This window comes from Bradyrhizobium sp. 44 (genome assembly GCF_023073095.1).
Classification (GTDB): Bacteria; Pseudomonadota; Alphaproteobacteria; order Rhizobiales; family Xanthobacteraceae; genus Bradyrhizobium.
In genome coordinates, this window is record NZ_JADPIY010000029.1 from 634,799 (window position 1) to 651,940 (window position 17,142).

19 protein-coding genes are annotated in these 17,142 nt (G+C 64.1%); 8 read left to right on the forward strand and 11 right to left on the reverse strand.

What is annotated here, in order from left to right; translation table 11 throughout:
- Positions 1-23: 23 nt before the first annotated feature.
- Entirely contained in the window at positions 24-503 is a 480-nt protein-coding gene (locus IVB41_RS28745; RefSeq protein WP_247437444.1) for a PaaI family thioesterase, read from the reverse strand.
- A 183-nt stretch (positions 504-686) separates the two neighbouring features.
- On the opposite strand from IVB41_RS28745, the gene purL reads away from it, so the two are divergent.
- Entirely contained in the window at positions 687-2,897 is a 2,211-nt protein-coding gene (gene purL, locus IVB41_RS28750; RefSeq protein WP_247362442.1) for a phosphoribosylformylglycinamidine synthase subunit PurL, read from the forward strand.
- 124 nt (positions 2,898-3,021) lie between these two features.
- Here purL and IVB41_RS28755 read toward each other — a convergent pair whose 3' ends face one another.
- Entirely contained in the window at positions 3,022-4,200 is a 1,179-nt protein-coding gene (locus IVB41_RS28755) for an acyltransferase (protein ID WP_247438224.1), read from the reverse strand.
- A 190-nt stretch (positions 4,201-4,390) separates the two neighbouring features.
- Between IVB41_RS28755 and IVB41_RS28760 the strand changes: the two genes are divergently transcribed.
- Positions 4,391-4,564: a DUF1328 domain-containing protein gene (locus IVB41_RS28760; protein ID WP_007602280.1), complete on the forward strand. Its 174-nt coding sequence runs from the start codon at positions 4,391-4,393 to the stop codon at positions 4,562-4,564.
- Positions 4,565-4,700: 136 nt separating this feature from the next.
- Here the strand turns inward: IVB41_RS28760 and IVB41_RS28765 are convergent, their stop codons facing one another.
- Positions 4,701-5,060 (reverse strand): DUF427 domain-containing protein, encoded by a 360-nt coding sequence (locus IVB41_RS28765; RefSeq protein ID WP_027567668.1) that lies wholly within the window; start codon positions 5,058-5,060, stop codon positions 4,701-4,703.
- Between the two features lie 212 nt (positions 5,061-5,272).
- Between IVB41_RS28765 and IVB41_RS28770 the strand changes: the two genes are divergently transcribed.
- Together IVB41_RS28770 and IVB41_RS28775 are read left to right on the forward strand one after the other, a co-directional pair.
- Entirely contained in the window at positions 5,273-5,509 is a 237-nt protein-coding gene (locus IVB41_RS28770; RefSeq protein WP_007602284.1) for a BolA/IbaG family iron-sulfur metabolism protein, read from the forward strand.
- A gap of 24 nt (positions 5,510-5,533) precedes the next feature.
- The gene (locus IVB41_RS28775) at positions 5,534-6,727 is read left to right on the forward strand and encodes a low temperature requirement protein A (RefSeq protein ID WP_247438226.1); all 1,194 of its coding nucleotides are present in this window, start codon (positions 5,534-5,536) and stop codon (positions 6,725-6,727) included.
- 25 nt (positions 6,728-6,752) lie between these two features.
- On the opposite strand, the gene egtD is transcribed toward IVB41_RS28775, so the two are convergent.
- Together egtD and egtB are read right to left on the reverse strand one after the other, a co-directional pair.
- Positions 6,753-7,724 (reverse strand): L-histidine N(alpha)-methyltransferase, encoded by a 972-nt coding sequence (gene egtD / locus IVB41_RS28780; protein ID WP_247437446.1) that lies wholly within the window; start codon positions 7,722-7,724, stop codon positions 6,753-6,755.
- Between the two features lie 52 nt (positions 7,725-7,776).
- Positions 7,777-9,069 carry an ergothioneine biosynthesis protein EgtB gene (gene egtB, locus IVB41_RS28785; RefSeq protein ID WP_247437448.1) on the reverse strand — a complete coding sequence of 431 codons (1,293 nt, stop codon included), beginning with the start codon at positions 9,067-9,069 and terminating at the stop codon, positions 7,777-7,779.
- A 241-nt stretch (positions 9,070-9,310) separates the two neighbouring features.
- On the opposite strand from egtB, the gene grxD reads away from it, so the two are divergent.
- The 4 genes from grxD to IVB41_RS28805 are packed head-to-tail and all read left to right on the forward strand — an operon-like array spanning position 9,311 to position 12,788.
- Complete coding sequence (gene grxD, locus IVB41_RS28790) at positions 9,311-9,637, forward strand: Grx4 family monothiol glutaredoxin (RefSeq protein WP_063995769.1); 327 nt, start codon at positions 9,311-9,313, stop codon at positions 9,635-9,637.
- Between the two features lie 3 nt (positions 9,638-9,640).
- Positions 9,641-10,192, forward strand: coding sequence for an O-acetyl-ADP-ribose deacetylase (locus tag IVB41_RS28795; RefSeq protein WP_247437449.1), 552 nt, complete (start codon positions 9,641-9,643; stop codon positions 10,190-10,192).
- Between the two features lie 45 nt (positions 10,193-10,237).
- Positions 10,238-11,524 carry a serine hydrolase gene (locus tag IVB41_RS28800; protein ID WP_247437451.1) on the forward strand — a complete coding sequence of 429 codons (1,287 nt, stop codon included), beginning with the start codon at positions 10,238-10,240 and terminating at the stop codon, positions 11,522-11,524.
- A 1-nt stretch (position 11,525) separates the two neighbouring features.
- Positions 11,526-12,788: a serine hydrolase gene (locus IVB41_RS28805; protein WP_247437453.1), complete on the forward strand. Its 1,263-nt coding sequence runs from the start codon at positions 11,526-11,528 to the stop codon at positions 12,786-12,788.
- Here the strand turns inward: IVB41_RS28805 and IVB41_RS28810 are convergent, their stop codons facing one another.
- The 6 genes from IVB41_RS28810 to IVB41_RS28835 form a co-directional block, all read right to left on the reverse strand.
- Positions 12,789-13,856: a low specificity L-threonine aldolase gene (locus tag IVB41_RS28810; protein WP_247437455.1), complete on the reverse strand. Its 1,068-nt coding sequence runs from the start codon at positions 13,854-13,856 to the stop codon at positions 12,789-12,791.
- A gap of 63 nt (positions 13,857-13,919) precedes the next feature.
- On the reverse strand, positions 13,920-14,135 hold the full coding sequence (locus tag IVB41_RS28815; protein WP_247437457.1) for a hypothetical protein: 216 nt from the start codon (positions 14,133-14,135) through the stop codon (positions 13,920-13,922).
- Positions 14,136-14,198: 63 nt separating this feature from the next.
- Positions 14,199-14,816 carry a 30S ribosomal protein S4 gene (gene rpsD / locus IVB41_RS28820; RefSeq protein ID WP_007602315.1) on the reverse strand — a complete coding sequence of 206 codons (618 nt, stop codon included), beginning with the start codon at positions 14,814-14,816 and terminating at the stop codon, positions 14,199-14,201.
- Positions 14,817-15,013: 197 nt separating this feature from the next.
- Positions 15,014-15,781 (reverse strand): acyltransferase, encoded by a 768-nt coding sequence (locus tag IVB41_RS28825; protein WP_247437458.1) that lies wholly within the window; start codon positions 15,779-15,781, stop codon positions 15,014-15,016.
- 104 nt (positions 15,782-15,885) lie between these two features.
- Positions 15,886-16,269, reverse strand: coding sequence for a cupin domain-containing protein (locus IVB41_RS28830; protein ID WP_027518835.1), 384 nt, complete (start codon positions 16,267-16,269; stop codon positions 15,886-15,888).
- Between the two features lie 86 nt (positions 16,270-16,355).
- Positions 16,356-17,129 carry an HpcH/HpaI aldolase/citrate lyase family protein gene (locus IVB41_RS28835; protein ID WP_247287266.1) on the reverse strand — a complete coding sequence of 258 codons (774 nt, stop codon included), beginning with the start codon at positions 17,127-17,129 and terminating at the stop codon, positions 16,356-16,358.
- Positions 17,130-17,142 lie beyond the last annotated feature (13 nt).

The window sequence follows — 17,142 nt, forward strand, 5'->3', positions numbered from 1 at the left end:
GCGCCAAAAGGGAAGGCGGCGAGCTATGCGTTTGGCTGCGGTGCCGGCTTCCGCTTCACCCGCTTGATCGTGCCGGAGAAGGTGAACAGCGGCCGCCCGCCCGATGTCAGCTTGCCGCGCAGGAAGATCAGCGAGCCGCCGGCGCGGGAGACCTCGCCGACGCATTCGATCAGCTCGCCTTCGCGCGCCGCGTCGAGGAAGTCGCAGGCGAAATTGGTGGTCACCGCCGGCCCATCCAGCTCGTGGGTGGCGATCGCGAACAGGCAATAGTCGGCAAACGCCATGAAGCAGCCGCCATGGACGTTTCCGGAGCCGTTGAGGTGCTTTTTCTCGACCCGGAACGCCGAGCGGACGCTGCCGTCGTCCTTGATCTTGTGCCAGAACGGGCCGACATGGCTCTCAAAACTGTCGCGAATCCAGGTTCGCCAGCCCTGGAATTCCCCATCGGTGGCGACGTGGAGGTCGGGGCGGCGAGGCGGGGGCGCTTTGGTCAATTCGTGCAAGGGAATGGGCCTTCAATTGCGGGTCGTTTGCCCTTAAATCCGATCTGTCCGCGCTGTGCAATTCCTGTTCCCGCAGCCCCCGGCCGCAAAACGTGGGACAGCGGGAAAATGCGCCATAAAGGGCTTTTCCAAGCCGTCCGATGTTCCTAAGAACGGCCCACCGCCGTCGAAAGCCTCGAATCCATGAAGAATGAACCCAAGATCACCCCCGAGCTGATTGCCGCCCACGGGCTCAAGCCCGACGAGTATGAGCGCATTCTGAAGCTGATCGGGCGGGAGCCGACCTTCACCGAGCTCGGCATCTTCTCGGCGATGTGGAACGAGCACTGCTCGTACAAATCCTCGCGCCTCCATTTGAAGGGTCTGCCGACGAAGGCGCCCTGGGTGATCCAGGGTCCTGGCGAGAACGCCGGCGTGATCGACATTGGCGACGGCCAGGCCGTGGTCTTCAAGATGGAGAGCCACAACCACCCGAGCTACATCGAGCCGTACCAGGGCGCCACCACCGGTGTCGGCGGCATCTTGCGCGACGTCTTCACCATGGGCGCGCGTCCGATCGCCTGCCTCAATGCGCTGAGCTTCGGCGCGCCTGAGCATGCCAGGACGCGCCATCTCGTCTCCGGCGTCGTCGCCGGGGTCGGCGGCTACGGCAATTCCTTCGGCGTTCCGACGGTCGGTGGCCAGGTCCGTTTCCACACCCGCTATGACGGCAACATTCTCGTCAATGCGATGGCGGTCGGCCTCGCCGATACCGACAAGATCTTCTATGCGGCCGCCTCCGGCGTGAATATGCCGATCGTCTATCTCGGCTCCAAGACCGGCCGCGACGGCATCCACGGCGCCTCGATGGCTTCGGCCGAGTTCGACGACAAGTCCGAAGAGAAGCGTCCGACCGTGCAGGTCGGCGATCCCTTCGCCGAAAAGCTGCTGTTAGAGGCTTGTCTCGAGATCATGGAGAAGGGCTGCGTCATCGCGATCCAGGACATGGGCGCGGCTGGCCTGACCTGCTCGGCGGTCGAGATGGGCGCCAAGGGCGACCTCGGCGTCGACCTCGACCTCGACTCTGTGCCGACGCGCGAGATCGGCATGAGCGCCTACGAAATGATGCTCTCGGAGAGCCAGGAGCGCATGCTCATGGTGCTCAAGCCCGAGAAGGAGAAAGAGGCCGAGGCGATCTTCAAGAAGTGGGGCCTTGATTTCGCCGTGGTCGGCTACACCACGCCGAGCAAGCGCTTTGTGGTCAAGCATGGCGGCGACGTCATGGCCGATTTGCCGATCAAGGAGCTCGGCGACGAGGCGCCGCTCTATGACCGCCCGCATGTCCCTTCCGCCGCTTTGCCGGTCGTGCATGCGCGCGAAGTGGCGGCCCCGATGGGGCTCGGTGCCGCGCTCGAAAAGCTGATCGGCACGCCCGATATGTGCAGCAAGCGCTGGGTCTGGGAGCAGTACGACCACGTCATTCTCGGCAACACCATGCAGCGTCCCGGCGGCGATGCCGCCGTGGTCCGCGTGCAGGACGGCCCGAAGGGCTTGGCGCTGACCGTCGACGTGACGCCGCGCTATTGCGAAGCCGATCCCTATCAGGGCGGCATGCAGGCCGTGGCGGAAGCCTGGCGCAACATCACTGCGGTCGGCGGCAAGCCGCTCGCGATCACCGACAATCTCAATTTCGGCAACCCCGAGCGGCCCGAGATCATGGGCCAGTTCGTCGGCTGCCTGAAGGGCATCTCGGAAGCCTGCCGCACGCTCGACTTCCCGGTCGTCTCAGGCAATGTCTCGCTCTACAACGAGACCAATGGCCGCGCGATCCTGCCGACGCCTTCGATCGGCGGCGTCGGTTTGCTCGATGACTTCACCAAGTCAGCCTCGCTCGCGTTCAAGGCCGAAGGCGAGGCGATTCTCCTGATCGGCGAAACTCACGGCTGGCTCGGCCAGTCGGTTTACTTGCGCGACATCTGCGGTCGCGAGGAAGGGGCGCCGCCGCCGGTCGATCTCGCCGCCGAGAAGCGCAACGGCGACTGCGTGCGCGGCATGATCCATGCGGGCACCGCGACCGCCGTGCACGACCTCTCCGACGGCGGCCTGCTGATCGCGCTCGCCGAGATGGCGATGGCGAGCGGTATCGGTGCCAAACTGCTCGCGGCGCCAACCTCGTTGGTGCCTCAGGCCTATTGGTTCGGCGAGGACCAGGCGCGCTATCTCGTCATCGTGCCTGAAACCGAGGCCGGCCGCGTGCTCGCCAAGATGCGCGGCTGCGAGGTGCCCTGCGTGCGGATCGGCACCACCGGCGGCGACGCGATCGCGATCGCGGGCGAGGCGCCTGTGACGATAGAGGCGCTGCGGACCTCGTTCGAGCGCTGGCTGCCGGAGTATATGGGCGGCAAGGCGGCGTAGGACGCGCTTCCGCAAACTCCGTCATTGCGAGCGCAGCGAAGCAATCCAGAGCCTCACCGCCGAGGCACTCTGGATTGCTTCGTCGCAAGAGCTCCTCGCAATGACGAATGGAAAGAGCTCGGCCTCACAACACGTGCGAGGCCCCCGGAATCTTGCGCAACGCCGCTGTCAGTGCCCAGCTCAGGATCACCGTGAGCACGAAGCCGATCGTGGCCTTGACGATCGCCGGCCACCCGTAGTCGTACAGCGCGTACTGGATCCACAGCGCGATCGGGTAGTGCACCAGGAAGATGCCGTAGGCATCCGCCTGCATGCGGTCGAGCAGGTTCGGTCCCGGCGACTTCTGGTGCAGGAAGAAGGCGAGGATCGCGAGCAGGATCGAGCCTGAGAACAGCACGAAGAACGTGCCGTAGATCGCCTGGTACCAGTGCGGCTGTGGGTCGGGATTACCGAGAACTTCGCGCTTGATGTAGATCATGCCCCACATCAGGCAGTAGGGGATCAGCGTGGCGATCACCCACAGCCAGCGCTGTTTCGGCAACTGGCCGCCGGCGCTGAGGATGCCGCGATCGAAATTGGCGGCTCCAACGCTGACGCCGATGAAGAAATAGGCGAAGTAGAGCAGGATGCGGCTGGCCTGCACCGAGAACGGCCCGAGCTCGAACCATTTGCTGCCGCCGAAATAGAGCAGCGCCGGCACGTAGGCGATTGTCGTGACGACGACGAGCAGCAGCCAGAATACGGCCGGCTGGTCGAATCCGCGCAGCGACACGCGGTTGCCCGGATCGACCAGATGCGCGGAGACCCGGTAGAGCAGGCTTGCGGTCAGGTCGAATGCCAGCAGCACCCACACGAACCAGATCGGGCCGCTCGGCCACGGGCCAACCGTGATCGTCTTCCACCAGAATGCCGTGAAGCTCAGCCCGGGATCGTGCCGCAGCGCGATCGCGTAATAGGCGAGCGGGATGACGGTGAACGCCGCGATCGCGAACGGCAGCCCGAGCCGCAACAGGCGGTCGCGGAGAAAGACCGACGGCGCCTTGCGCGCGATGCCGGGCCAGGTGAACAGTCCCGACAGGAAGAAGAACATCGCCATGAAGAAGCTGTCGGTGGCCAGCACGACCACGTCGAAACCGGCCCAGGACGCCGGATCGGTGTGCCCGAAATAGGTGTAGGGAATGACGGCGTGGTGCAGCAGCACCACCAGCGTGAGGAAGGTGCGGGCGCGATCGAGCGACAGATTGCGCGCCTTGGCCTTCGGCGCCGCATGCGCCTCTGCTCCGATCGTCGCTGAATGTGACATCGTCATCGTGGCCGCCCCGGTCGCGCTTTCCGTCCCAGCGGGACTTTGCCGCCGGGAACCGGATTCAGCAAGGGTCGTTTGGGACGCCCGCAGGGCCCGCTGCCGCTAGGAACCAGTTCCCTGCGACGCAGTTAGCGTTCGCCAAAAGGGCTTGAGGGCCGCGACAGGCGGCACAATTTCGGAGCTGGCGATGACGATCTTGAAATGGGCGCTGATCTTCTTACTTGTCTCGATCGTGGCCGGCGTGCTCGGCTTCACCGGCATTTCGGCCGCCTCCGCCGACATCGCCCGCTTCCTGTTCTACGTGTTCGTCGCGATTTTCCTGGTGCTGCTGATCCTGGGGCTCACGATATTCAGGGCGTAGCGGGGCTCGCGTCGGCATTCCCAGTCGTCGTGCCCGGGCTTGCCCCGGGCATGCATCGACGTTTTTTGTATCCGCGGCAGCCAAGGGCGTGGATGGCCGGGACGAGCCCGGCCATGACGGCAGGCCCTATGTGGGCTTACCCCACTTCCTCGATCTTCACCTTGTCCGGGTAGAAGGCGAGATGACCGGAAATCTCGGTCATCGCGGGGAAGGGCGCCTCATAAGTCCAGATCGCGTTGTCCAGCGTCTTGCCGTCGGCCTTGACGCTGTAGTAGCTCGCATCTCCCTTGTAGGGGCAGTGGGTGACACGGTCGGTGCGCTCCAGCAGCGCCATGTTGGCGTCCTGTCGCGGCACATATTGCACCGCCGGATATTTCGCCTCTTTCAGCGTCAGCGCCTTGGTGGTCTCGGCGATCACGATATCGCCGGCCGTGACCCGGACGCGCCGGGGATTTGGGGTGATGGTGATGGGGTGGTCGGGCCCTGGAAGCTTCATGATTTCACGCCTTTTTCGATCACTCTGCCGCGCGCGGCACTTTGTCGTGGCTTTATCCAGATCGGATCACCGATATAGTGCCGGAAGGCGTGACGTAGAAGGCCGTTCACGCTAAGTTTGGCCCCGCCGGCAAGTTTGGCTTTGCAGATCCCGGACCCCGGCAGCGATTCGACGACAAGGCTGATTGCAGCCGAGACAGGAGCACGACCCGAATGCCAATGGACGCCCACGATATCGAGGCGATGATCAAGGCGGCGATCCCCGATGCCGAGGTGACCATCCGTGACCTCGCCGGGGACGGCGATCACTATGCCGCGACCGTGATCTCGGAGACCTTCCGCGGCAAGTCCCGCGTCCAGCAGCACCAGATCGTCTATCAGTCCCTGCGCGGCCAGATGGGCGGCGTGCTGCATGCGCTGGCGCTGCAAACCGGGGTGCCGGGCGCCTGATCCGATCGTGACGGGGGCATGACGATGGCTGCGGACAATCCTCGCGGCGCGATGTTTCGCGTCATCCTGCCGAACCAGCACAGCCGCGTCACCAATGCCGAGCTGTTCTTCGACCTGGTCTTCGTTTTCGCGATCACGCAGGTCTCGCACACACTGCTGCACCATTTCACGCCGCTCGGTGCGATGCACGTCGCGGTGCTGTTTCTCGCGGTATGGTGGGTGTGGGTCTACACCGCCTGGGTCACCAACTGGCTCGATCCCGAGCTGACGCCGGTCCGGATCCTGATCTTCCTGATGATGCTGGGTGGCCTCGTGCTGTCCACGACGATTCCGACCGCGTTCGAGGGGCGGGGCCTGTGGTTTGCGATCGCCTACGCAACGATGCAGGTCGGGCGCACCGCCTTCTGGATGTTTGCGACTCCGCGCCACCGAACGGCGGTCCGGCACAATGCGATCCGCATCCTGACATGGCTCTCGGTTTCCGCGATCTTCTGGATCCTCGGCGGCCTCGCCCATGACGAGGTGCGGCTGTGGTTCTGGATCGTGGCGCTGACGATCGAATACATCTCGCCGGCAGTGCGCTTCTGGGTCCCGAAACTGGGCTTCTCGTCGGTCGAGGCCTGGGCCGTCGAAGGCGGCCACATGGCCGAGCGCTGCTCGCTCTTCGTCATCATCGCGCTCGGCGAGGCCGTCGTCGTCAACGGCGCCACCTTTGCCGAGCTGGACTGGACCGCGGACAACATTTTGGCCTTCGTCTCCGCGCTGGTCGGCAGCATCGCGATGTGGTGGGTCTATTTCCACAAGGGCGCCGAGGCCGGCGCCGAGCGCATCTCGAAATCCGCCGAATCCGGCCGGTTGGCGCGGCTCGCCTATACCTATCTGCACATGCCGATCGTCGCCGGCATCATCCTGACCGCGGTCTCCGACGAGCTGGTGCTGAAGCATCCGGTCGGCCATTCCGATATCAGGACCATCGTCAGCACGATCGGCGGGCCGCTGCTGTTCCTGGTCGGCACCATCCTGTTCAAGCATGCGATCCGCGGCTTCCTCCAGCTCTCGCACGGCATCGGCATCATTCTGCTTCTGGCGCTGTCGTGGTTCGCCGCCGAACTGTCCCCGCTATGGCTGTCGGTCGCCGCGACGGTGATCATGATCGTCGTTGCGGTGTGGGAGTCGGTCTCCCTGGGATCGACGCCGGAACAAGCCGAGGAGCATTGAGCCGGCGCCATTGGCGCCGGAGCGCTTACTCCGCCGCCTCCAGCGCATGCACCGAGAACATCTTCGCGACATCCGTCCAGCTCTCGCGCACGCGCCAGCCTGCGCCCTGCGCCAGCGCGGCGAAGCGCTCGATGCTGTATTTGTAGCTGTTCTCGGTGTGGATGCTCTCGCCCGCGCGGAACGAAAAGCTGGTGCCGAGCAGGCGCACGGTCTGGCTCTTCTTGCTGATCAGGTGCATCTCGATGCGGTGCCGCTCGCGATTGTAGATCGCGCGATGGGTGAAGGCGGAGAGGTCGAAATTGCCGCCGAGTTCGCGATTGATCCGTACCAGCACATTGAGGTTGAAACGCGCGGTGACGCCGGCGGCATCGTTATAGGCGTCGTGGAGCAGGCGCTCCTCCTTCTCGAGGTCGGCGCCGATGATCATCTGCGCACCCCGGCCCAGGATAGCGCGCGCGCTCTTCAGGAACGCCTGCGCTTCATGCGGCTCGAAATTGCCGATGGTCGAGCCCGGGAAGAACCCGACCTTGGGCATGGTCGCCACCGCCTTGGGCAGCTCGAACGGTGTGGTGAAGTCGGCCGCCACCGGGTAGATGCCGAGTGACGGAAAATCCCGCTTCAGGCCGTTCGCCTGCGCCGTCAGGAAGTCGCCGGAGATGTCGACGGGCACATAGGCCGCGAACTTGCAGTGGTTGAGCAGCAGGCGAACCTTTGTGGTCGCGCCCGCGCCGAATTCGACGAGCGCCGCGTGCTCCGGAATGATCTTTGCGATCTCGCTGCCACGCTCCTTCAGGATCGCCAGCTCCGTGCGCGTCGGGTAATATTCCGGCAGCCGTGTGATCGCTTCGAACAATTCCGATCCGGCCGCATCGTAGAAATATTTCGGCGACAGCTTTTTGGGCTGCTGCGAGAGGTCCTCGATGGCCTCGCGGGCAAAGGCGGTGGTTTGTTCGTGGGGAAGATGGGCTTCGGCCAAAGCGCTGGCGTGCACATTCATGATACTCTCCTGAACGCGCTGTCCGGCGCGCATTTGTCGTCGGATGAGAATTTTACTCGTAGTCGGCGAGCCGCAGTCCCGTGAATTGCCACCGGTGGTGCGGATAAAAGAAGTTACGATAGGTGATACGGCTGTGCCCCTCCGGGGTTGCAAGCGAGGAGCCGCGCAGCACCAGCTGGTTGACCATGAACTTGCCGTTGTATTCGCCGAGCGCGCCTTCGATGGCGCGATAGCCGGGGTATGGCGAGTAGGACGACCGCGTCCACTGCCAGACGATGCCGAACGCATCGTTGAGCTGGCCCGCGCGGGCCGCGACCTCCCATTCCATCTCGGTGGGCAGATGTTTTCCGGCCCAGCGCGCAAAGGCGTCAGCCTCGTAATAGCTGACGTGGCAGACGGGCGCGTCGGGATCGACCGGCTTGAGGCCGGCCAGCGTCATGACATGCCACTGGCCGTCGATCTCGCGCCAATGGCCGGGGGCGTCCCAGCCCTCGTTGTTCACGGTCGCAAAACCGTCCATCAGCCACAGCGTTGCGGTCCGGTAGCCACCGTCGCGCATGAAGGCGAGCCATTCGCCATTGGTGACGAGATTGCGTGCGAGCTTGACCGGGCCGACGAGGGCGCGATGCGCCGGCTTCTCGTTGTCGAAATGAAAACTCTCGTCGACATGACCGACGGTGTGGATGCCTTCGTTCAGCGTCAGCCAATCCTCGCTGGCCGGCGTTGCGGCCGGGAAGCGCCAGCCCGGATCATAGGCCGGCGGGATCGGGTTCTGCGCGAAGGCGTGCAGGATGTCGGTGAACATCAATTCCTGATGCTGCTGCTCGTGGTTGAGGCCGACCTCGACCAGCGGCGCGATCTCGCGAAGCTTGTCCTCGCCGGCGTCGCGGAAGAATGTCACGACGGCAGCGTCGACATGTTTTCGATAGGCGCCGACCTGATCGGCGCTCGGACGGGTGATATCGCCGCGGTGATTGCGGGAATGGCGTGGGCCGGCGCTGACGTAATAGGAATTGAACAGGAAGGCGAAGTCAGGGTGAAAGGGCCGGTAGCCCGCACAGTGCTCGCCGAGCACGAATTGCTCCCAGAACCAGGTGGTGTGCGCCCGGTGCCATTTCGTCGGGCTCGCGTCCGGCATGGACTGGATCTGCTGATCCTCCGGCGACAGCGGTGCGGCCCGGCGCTCGGTCTCGTCGCGGACGTTGAGAAACGCGTCTTCCAGCCTCTGGGCAAGGCCGCCCAAATCGGCCGACGGTGACGGAGCGGGGGCCGTAGCGGAGGCTTGTTTCGTCACGTTTTTCTCCAGACAGGACAAGAGAACGTTGTTGGCGTTGTCGGGTTCCAAAACGCCTGGTTCGTCCTAGATAGGGGCTCCGTGACGGTATGAAAGTCCTCCTCGGCTATGATATTCGTGCCATCATGCAATGGGCCGCTGCTGCCGAGAGCGGTCCGCCCAGGGGCCGCTCGCCGCCATTTTACTTTGGATGCACAACGGTTTGGGCTACATATATAGGCAGGGATCGGGTTAAATCGGCTGAGCCAGCCCGAAGCGATTGGAGTGGGCTCCGCCCCAGAAGGACACGGATATGAGCATCGAGGAATTCATCGCCAACGAAGTGAAGTCGAACGACGTGGTTCTGTTCATGAAGGGCACACCGCAATTTCCGCAGTGCGGCTTCTCCGGCCAGGTCGTCCAGATTCTCGACCACATCGGCGTCGGCTATAAGGGCCTCAACGTTCTCGAATCCGCCGAACTGCGCAACGGCATCAAGGACTTTTCGAACTGGCCGACCATCCCGCAGCTCTATGTGAAGGGCGAGTTCGTCGGCGGCTGCGACATTGTCCGCGAGATGTTCCAGGCCGGTGAATTGCAGCAGCTGTTCTCCGAAAAGGGCGTCGCTGTCGCGGCCTGATAGGTGACCCAGCTGACGCGCCGGATCGGCGGCGCGGAGCTCAAGGTCATAGTCGCTGACATCACCACGCTGAGCGTTGACGCCATCGTCAACGCGGCCAACACGTCGCTGCTGGGTGGCGGCGGCGTCGATGGTGCCATCCATCGGGCGGCCGGGCCCGAGCTTCTGGCCGAGTGTCGGAAGCTCGGAGGATGCCCGACCGGCGATGCCAAGATCACGAAGGGTTACCTTCTCCCTGCACCCCATGTGATCCATGCGGTCGGCCCGGTCTGGCACGGCGGCACTCGCGGTGAGGCGCAGGCGCTGGGCTCATGCTATCGCCGTACGCTTGAGCTCTGCGGGGCCAATCGGCTGACCTCCGTGGCGTTCTCCGCGATTTCGACCGGGGTTTACGGCTTTCCGGCCGACCAGGCGGCGAAGATTGCGGTCCATGCGACCATTGAAGCCCTTCCCGCCGCGCCGCTGGTCGTCGACGTCATATTTTGTTGTTTCTCGGAAAAGAGCGCGACTCTGCACGCGGACGTTTTGGCGCGGTACGGCGGCCCTTGTGCCTGATGACGCGGTCGGTACACTCCCCGGGCCATGTTCCGGGGAGGGGATATGATTTTACAGTCTGGACTGCGCGCGCTGGTCTGCGCCGCGCTTGTGTCGTTGGGTACGATGTCGCTTGCGCGGGCGGAGGGCACCTACGAGATTCCGGCCGGCGCGCATTTCAATCCGGACAAGCTCGCGAGGATCACCGAGTTCTTCAAGAACGAGGTCGCGACCGGCAAGATCGCCGGCGCAAACGTCCTCATCAAGCAACATGGCAAGCCGGTCTACCACGAAGTCTTCGGCGTGCAGGACGCGGTCAGCAAGGCGCCGATCACGGACAAGACGATCTTCCGCCTGTTCTCGATGAGCAAGGCGATCACCTCCGTCGTCGCAGTGAAGTTGATCGAGGAAGGTACGATCAAGCTCGACGATCCCGTCTCGAAATACATTCCGTCCTTCGCCAATGTGAAAGTCGGCGTCGAGAAGAAGGCCGAGGACGGCACCAAGTCGCTTGAGCTCGTGCCGCCGAGCCGGCCGATGACGGTGCACGATTTGATGACGCACACTTCGGGCGTCACCTACGGCTTCTATGGCGACAGCCTGGTCCGCAAGGCCTATCGCGACGCCAACATCTATGCCGGCGATTTCGACCTCGCGGAGTTCGCCGAGCGAATCGCAAAACTTCCGCTCCACAACCAGCCGGGCGCGCTGTGGCAATACGGCCATTCCACCGACATCCTGGCGCGGGTCATGGAAGTCGCGGCCGGCAAGCCGCTCATCGAGATCGAGCGGGAGAAGCTGCTCGACCCGCTCGGCATGGTCGATACCGGCTTCTTCGTCACCGATCCCGAGAAGCAGAAGCTGCTGGCGCAGCCGGTGCCGAACGACAGCGATTTCCGGGTCGGACGGATCAACGATCCGACGGTGATCAAGAAGATCCAGTTCGCCAGCGGCGGTATGGTGACGACCATGGCCGATTATGAACGCTTTACGCAGATGCTGCTCAAGGGCGGCAGTCTCAACGGCAAGACGATTCTCAAGCCCGAGACGTTCAAGCTGATGGTGACCGACCAGATCGGCCCCAAGTCGGGCGTCGATCGCGATTATTTCTATTTCCCCGGCGATGGTTTCGGCTTCGGTCTTGGACTTGCGGTGCGCACCGACCCCGGCAACGCAAAACCGCCGCCGCCCGGCGATCTCGGCGAATTAAAATGGGACGGCGCCTCCGGCTGTTATTTCGTGATCGATCCCAAGCAGGACATGTTCTTCGTGCTGCTGGAGCAGACCCCGACCGAGCGCCAGCGCGTGCAGCGAACATTGAAGCAGCTGGTTTATGAAGCGATGGAGAACTGACATGTTCGGGCGCCGCGCATTGATCGCGGCGCTCGTCCTTCTCGCCGGCGGCATCGTTACGAAGGCAGGCTCGGAGAGACCTGCGGCCCGCACGCTATCGCCTGCGGGGCTGGCGAAGGTTTCCGATTACATCCGCAACGAGGTCGCCACCGGCAAGATTCCCGGCGCCATCCTGCTGCTTCAGCAGCACGGCAAGCCGGTGTATTACCGAGATTTCGGCGTCCGCGACGTCGCGACCGAGTTATCGATGAGCGCGGACACGATCTTCCGCCTCTACTCGATGTCGAAGCCGGTCACCTCGGTCATGGCGATGATGCTGGTCGAGGAGGGCAAGCTGTCGCTCGACGATCCCGTCTCGCAATACATTCCGGCCTTCGCCGGCATGAAGGTCGGCATCGAGAAGAAGGCCGAGGACGGCAAAGTCACGCTGTCGCTGGAGCCGCTGGAGCGACCCATCACGATCAAGGATCTGCTGCGCCACACCTCGGGGCTGCCTTACGGCTATTACGGCGGCGGTATGGTGCGCGAGCTCTACGCGGACGCCAATCTCTTCAACAGTAATCTGACCAACGCCGAATTCGCCGCCAAGATCGCCACGCTGCCGCTGGTCGAGCAGCCCGGCACGGTGTGGGACTATGGCTATTCCACCGACGTGCTCGGCCGCGTCGTCGAAATCATCGCGGGAAAGACGCTGCTGCAGTTCGAGAAGGAGCGGCTGCTTGATCCGCTCGGCATGACCGAGACGGCCTTCTTCGTTGCCGATCCCGCCAAATTCCCGCGCATCGCCGAGCCGATGCCGGGGGATCGCAATATCAATCCGACGACGCAGGTCCGCGACATCAGGCGGCCCGCGACATGGGAATCGGGCGGCGGCGGTATGGTCGGCACGGTCGGCGACTACGCCCATTTCGCCCAGATGCTGCTCAACGGCGGCACTTATGACGGCCGGCGCTATCTCAAACCGGAGACCATCGCGCTGATGGCCTCCGATCATATCGGGCCGGAGACGAAGATCGCGCGCGACCAGAACTATTATCCGGGCGGGTCTTCCGGCTTCGGTCTCGGCTTCGCCGTGCGCACCTCGGTGCCCTCTGGAACAACGTGGCCGCTCGGCGAATATCGCTGGGACGGCGTCGGCGGCACGTTCTTCTTCATCGATCCCGAGGACGATCTGTTCGGGATCTTCATGGTGCAGACTCCGACGCAGCGCGGCCGGATTCAGCTGGCGCTGAAGACGTTGATCTACCAGGCGATGGGGCGGTGATTACGCTCCGCGCACGATCTCGCGGATATATCCGATCGTCTCCTCGACCTGGCTCGCATTGACGTCGAGATGGGTGCAGGCACGGATGCGGCCATCCATCATCGCAAGCGTCACGCCGCGTTGGCGCAGCGCCGCAACCATCTTGTCGCCGGGAATGCCGGCGGCATCGGGCTTGAAGAACACCAGGTTGGTTTCGGGCTCCTGCACCTCGACGCCTGCGATCTGCGACAGTCCGCGGGCGAGCGCGCGCGCGTTGGCGTGATCGTCGGCGAGCCGCTCGACATGATGGTCGAGCGCGTAGATGCAGGCCGCCGCGCAGATTCCGGCCTGTCGCATTGAGCCGCCGAGCCGCTGCTTCCACTGCCAGACCGCATCGATGAAGGCGCGCGAGCCCGCCAGCACGCCGCCGATCGGCGCGCCCAAGCCCTTCGAGAAGTCGATCCAGGCCGAATCCCAGCCCGCGGTCATGTCGCGCGGGGAGATGCCGCTTGCGACAGTGGCGTTGAGCAGGCGCGCGCCGTCCATGTGGGTGACGAGGCCATGTTGTTTCGCGATCGCGACGATCTCGTCGAGCGCGGCCTTCTTCCAGACCGTACCGCCGCCGATATTGGCGGTCTGCTCGACGCTGACCACCGTCTGTGGCGGTTGGTAGCGCGTGCGCGGATGCAGCGCTCTGCGAAAGGTCTCCGGCGTGAACTGGCCGTCGGGTCCCTTCAGCTGCGTGACCTGGAAGCCGCCGATCGCGGCATGCGCGCCGCCTTCGCGCGCGATGATATGGGCGCTCTCATGGGCGAGGATCTCGTCGCCGGGGCGGCAATGCACCAGCGTTGCGGTGACGTTGCACATCGTGCCTGACGGCATGTACACGGCGGCTTCCTTGCCGAGCAGCTCGGCGACGCGCTCGCACAGCGCATTCACGGTCGGATCGTCGCCGACCTGCTCGTCGCCGACCTCCGCCCGCGCCATCGCCTCGCGCATTGCGGGTGTCGGCTTTGTCTGCGTGTCAGAGAGCAGATTGATGCGCACTGGCGGCGCTTTGGGATCGATCGGGGGAGGGGTGTAGAGCATGGCTGGTCTCATTCTCTAGTCGAACAATGGCAACGTGTTGCGTGCGTGTCCCAATGACCTGAACTAGCCACGAGAACGTTGAGCGACGCGCTGTCGCGCGGCGAGCAGGATGTCGTCTAGCGTGTCGGCAGCGAAGATATTGCAATCGGGCTGAGCGAACAGCCCCTGATATCGGCAGATCTGCTCGTCGCGGGAGAGGGCCTCCCACGCTCCAAGCGCCGCTTCAGTCGGCGTTGCCGAAGGATGAGTGTTGGCGAGCTGGTCGGCCGTGCGAGACATCAATGGCATGCTAACAAACAAAAAGGCCCCGGAAAACCGGGGCCTTTGTCGATGCTGCAATTATCAGCGCGAATAGAATTCGACGACCAGATGCGGCTCCATCTGCACCGGGAACGGCACGTCGGAGAGGTGCGGGATGCGAATGTATTTCGCGGTCATCTTGCCGTGGTCGACTTCGAGATAGTCGGGGGTGTCACGCTCGGAGAGCTGGCTGGCTTCGAGGACGTGAGCGAGCTGCTTGGAGGATTCCTTGACCTCGATCACATCGCCGAGCTTGACCAGATAGCTCGAGATGTTGACCTTGCGGCCGTTCACCTTGACGTGGCCGTGGTTGATGAACTGGCGCGCGGCGAAGATCGTCGAGACGAACTTGGCGCGGTACACGACCGCGTCGAGACGGCGCTCGAGCAGGCCGATCAGGTTCTCGCCGGTATCACCCTTGAGACGGCTGGCCTCGACATAGATGCTGTGGAACTGACGCTCGGAGATGTTGGCGTAATAGCCCTTCAGCTTCTGCTTGGCGCGCAGCTGCACGCCGAAGTCGGAGAGCTTGCCCTTGCGGCGCTGGCCGTGCTGGCCGGGGCCGTATTCGCGGCGGTTCACGGGGCTCTTCGGGCGGCCCCAGATGTTCTGGCCCATACGGCGATCGAGTTTGTACTTCGCCTCACTGCGCTTAGTCATCGCGTCCTCTTCAGGTACTTGGTTTGAGGAAACGCGCCCTCCTGTGTGACGGGCTAGCCCGGCACTGACAGGTCCGATCCCCAAAGCTTAAGGGACAGGACCACGGGTCGCGAAACGCTTCGCGGGCCGAAATCGGCCCGCGAGCAAGCGGCTTTTAGGGGGACTTGGGGCTCGCTGTCAATGCGAATGGCCCGGACTCACGTCCCGACCGCCCGGATCGGCTTTGACCCGGCCGCACGCAATTCGGCAGCGATTTCAGTGTTCAGGACCTGTTCCAGCCGGGTCAGGACCTGGGCGATCGGGGCGGCGTCGGTGACCCGGTGATCCCAGCGGATCACGACATGGATGGTCTGGTCAGGCCCGACCATCCCATAGCTGACGATGAAGGGGCCGGGCGTGATCGGGTGAAGCTCGCCGCCACCATAGGCGGCCACCGAGCTCACCGCGAAGCTGCCGAACCAGTTGCCGCGCTGCCGGCCGAAATTCAGTCCTATCGCCCAGGACATCCGCCGCAGCGGCAGCGGCAGACGGGTCACCCGCATGATCTTGCGGAACATGGGAATTTCGTCGATCGGGGCGGTCTTGGCGCGCCGGATCTCGGCGTCGACCTCAGCCAGGGTCATGGCCTCGGGAGCCACGATTCGCTGCGGGATCACGCATTCCTCGCCGCCCTCGACCCGGGCAATGGCCACCGACGCCACGCTCTTCGGGAGCTCGTAAAGCGACGGCCAGGGCCATTTGGCATAGACGGTACGCAGGACCGGCTCGTTGCTGGCGACCAGGGCAAAAGCCTTGACGAACATGGCCGCCCAGCCGGCTGGTGCCATCGCGCCCGCGCGGGCCTCCTGCAGGGGGCCAATATCGAGCGAACGGGACAGGGACACGAAGGGCACGCCCATCGATGCGTGCATGAGGTCGATAATCAGGCGACGCGGCAGCGAAATGGTCTTGGGCGTCCCGCGCATCGCTCTTTGGTTTCCCCTGATTAAAGTTTGTGCAGCGAGCGGGTTCCCGCTCGCCGCCTGCTCTAGCACGAACCAACCCGCATGGGGCCGGTCGGTTCGCCGCATCAGGGCGCCGGCGAGGCCAGCGGCTTGGTCTTGTCGACGACGTAAACTCCAAGCACTTTCATAGCCTTGTCGCCGTGGGCCTTGGCGTCATGCACGACGCCCGCCGGGATCTGGTAGGAATCGCCGGCTTTCAGCGTCTTTTCCGGCTGCCCGTCGATGAGGAGATTGAGCTCGCCTTCCAGCACGTAGCCGGTCTCGATGCCCGGATGGGTATGGCGTCCCGCCGCGCCGCCCGCCGGGACCTCCGCGATGGCGGTGATGGTGTTGTAGCCATCGGGAAATTCGACCTTCTGGAGCGGGGTGCGCTTGATGCCGGGCTGCTGGGCGAAGGCCGCAACAGCGAGGCCGGTGAAGGCGAGAGCGAGCAAAGTCTTTTTGAGCATGGTTTTTCCTCCCTGGAACGACCGACCCTAGCAGCGCGGTGGTTCCCGGCAAGGCTCTCGGCAAAACTCCAGGCAAAGGCTCAAGGCTAGCGCTTGATCCCCTCGAACGCTGCCATGATGCCGCGCTGGAACAGGGACCAGTCAAAGCCGAGCGCGATCGCGCGGTAGCCGCGATCGACCAGGGCATTGGCCTGGTCCGCGGTACGCGCCACGCCGCCGATCGGCACGCCGCTTCTGAGGATGCCAGCCTCGGCCCGCGCCACCAGCTCCAGCAATTCCGGATCGTCCATCTGGCCGCGCTTGTTGATGGAGGTGGCGAGATCGCCGGGGCCGATTACGGCGACGTCGATGCCGGGCGTGGCCATGATCTCGTCGATTCGGTTGACGGCCTCGACGTGCTCGATGGTGATCATGCAGATCATCTCGTCGTCGGAGCTGGCCATGTAGTCCGGCATCGACTGGCCCCAGCGAAATGGCGCATGGAACGGACCCCAGAGCCGATCGCCGCGTGGTGGATAGCGCACGCTGCGCACCGCTTTCTCGGCCTCCGCGCGATTGGTGATCATCGGGAAATTGATGCCGAAGGCGCCGATGTCCATCGGTGCCTTCGCAAGCCACGGTTCGTTCGCCGCGATCCGCACCAGCGGCGTGCACGGTGTGCCGGTCGTGGCCGCGATCATCGCATGTGCTTCGGTCAGTCCAATCGGCCCATGCTCGAGATCGACGATGATCCAGTCGAGTGAGCGCGCCATGATCTGCACGGTCTGCACGCTCGGGATCGTCGCGATCGCGCCGAAGGCGGGACGACCCTCGCGCCAGAGCTGGCGGAGACGGTTGAGCGGCGTGGTCGGGACGGACATGGGAAGAACCTGC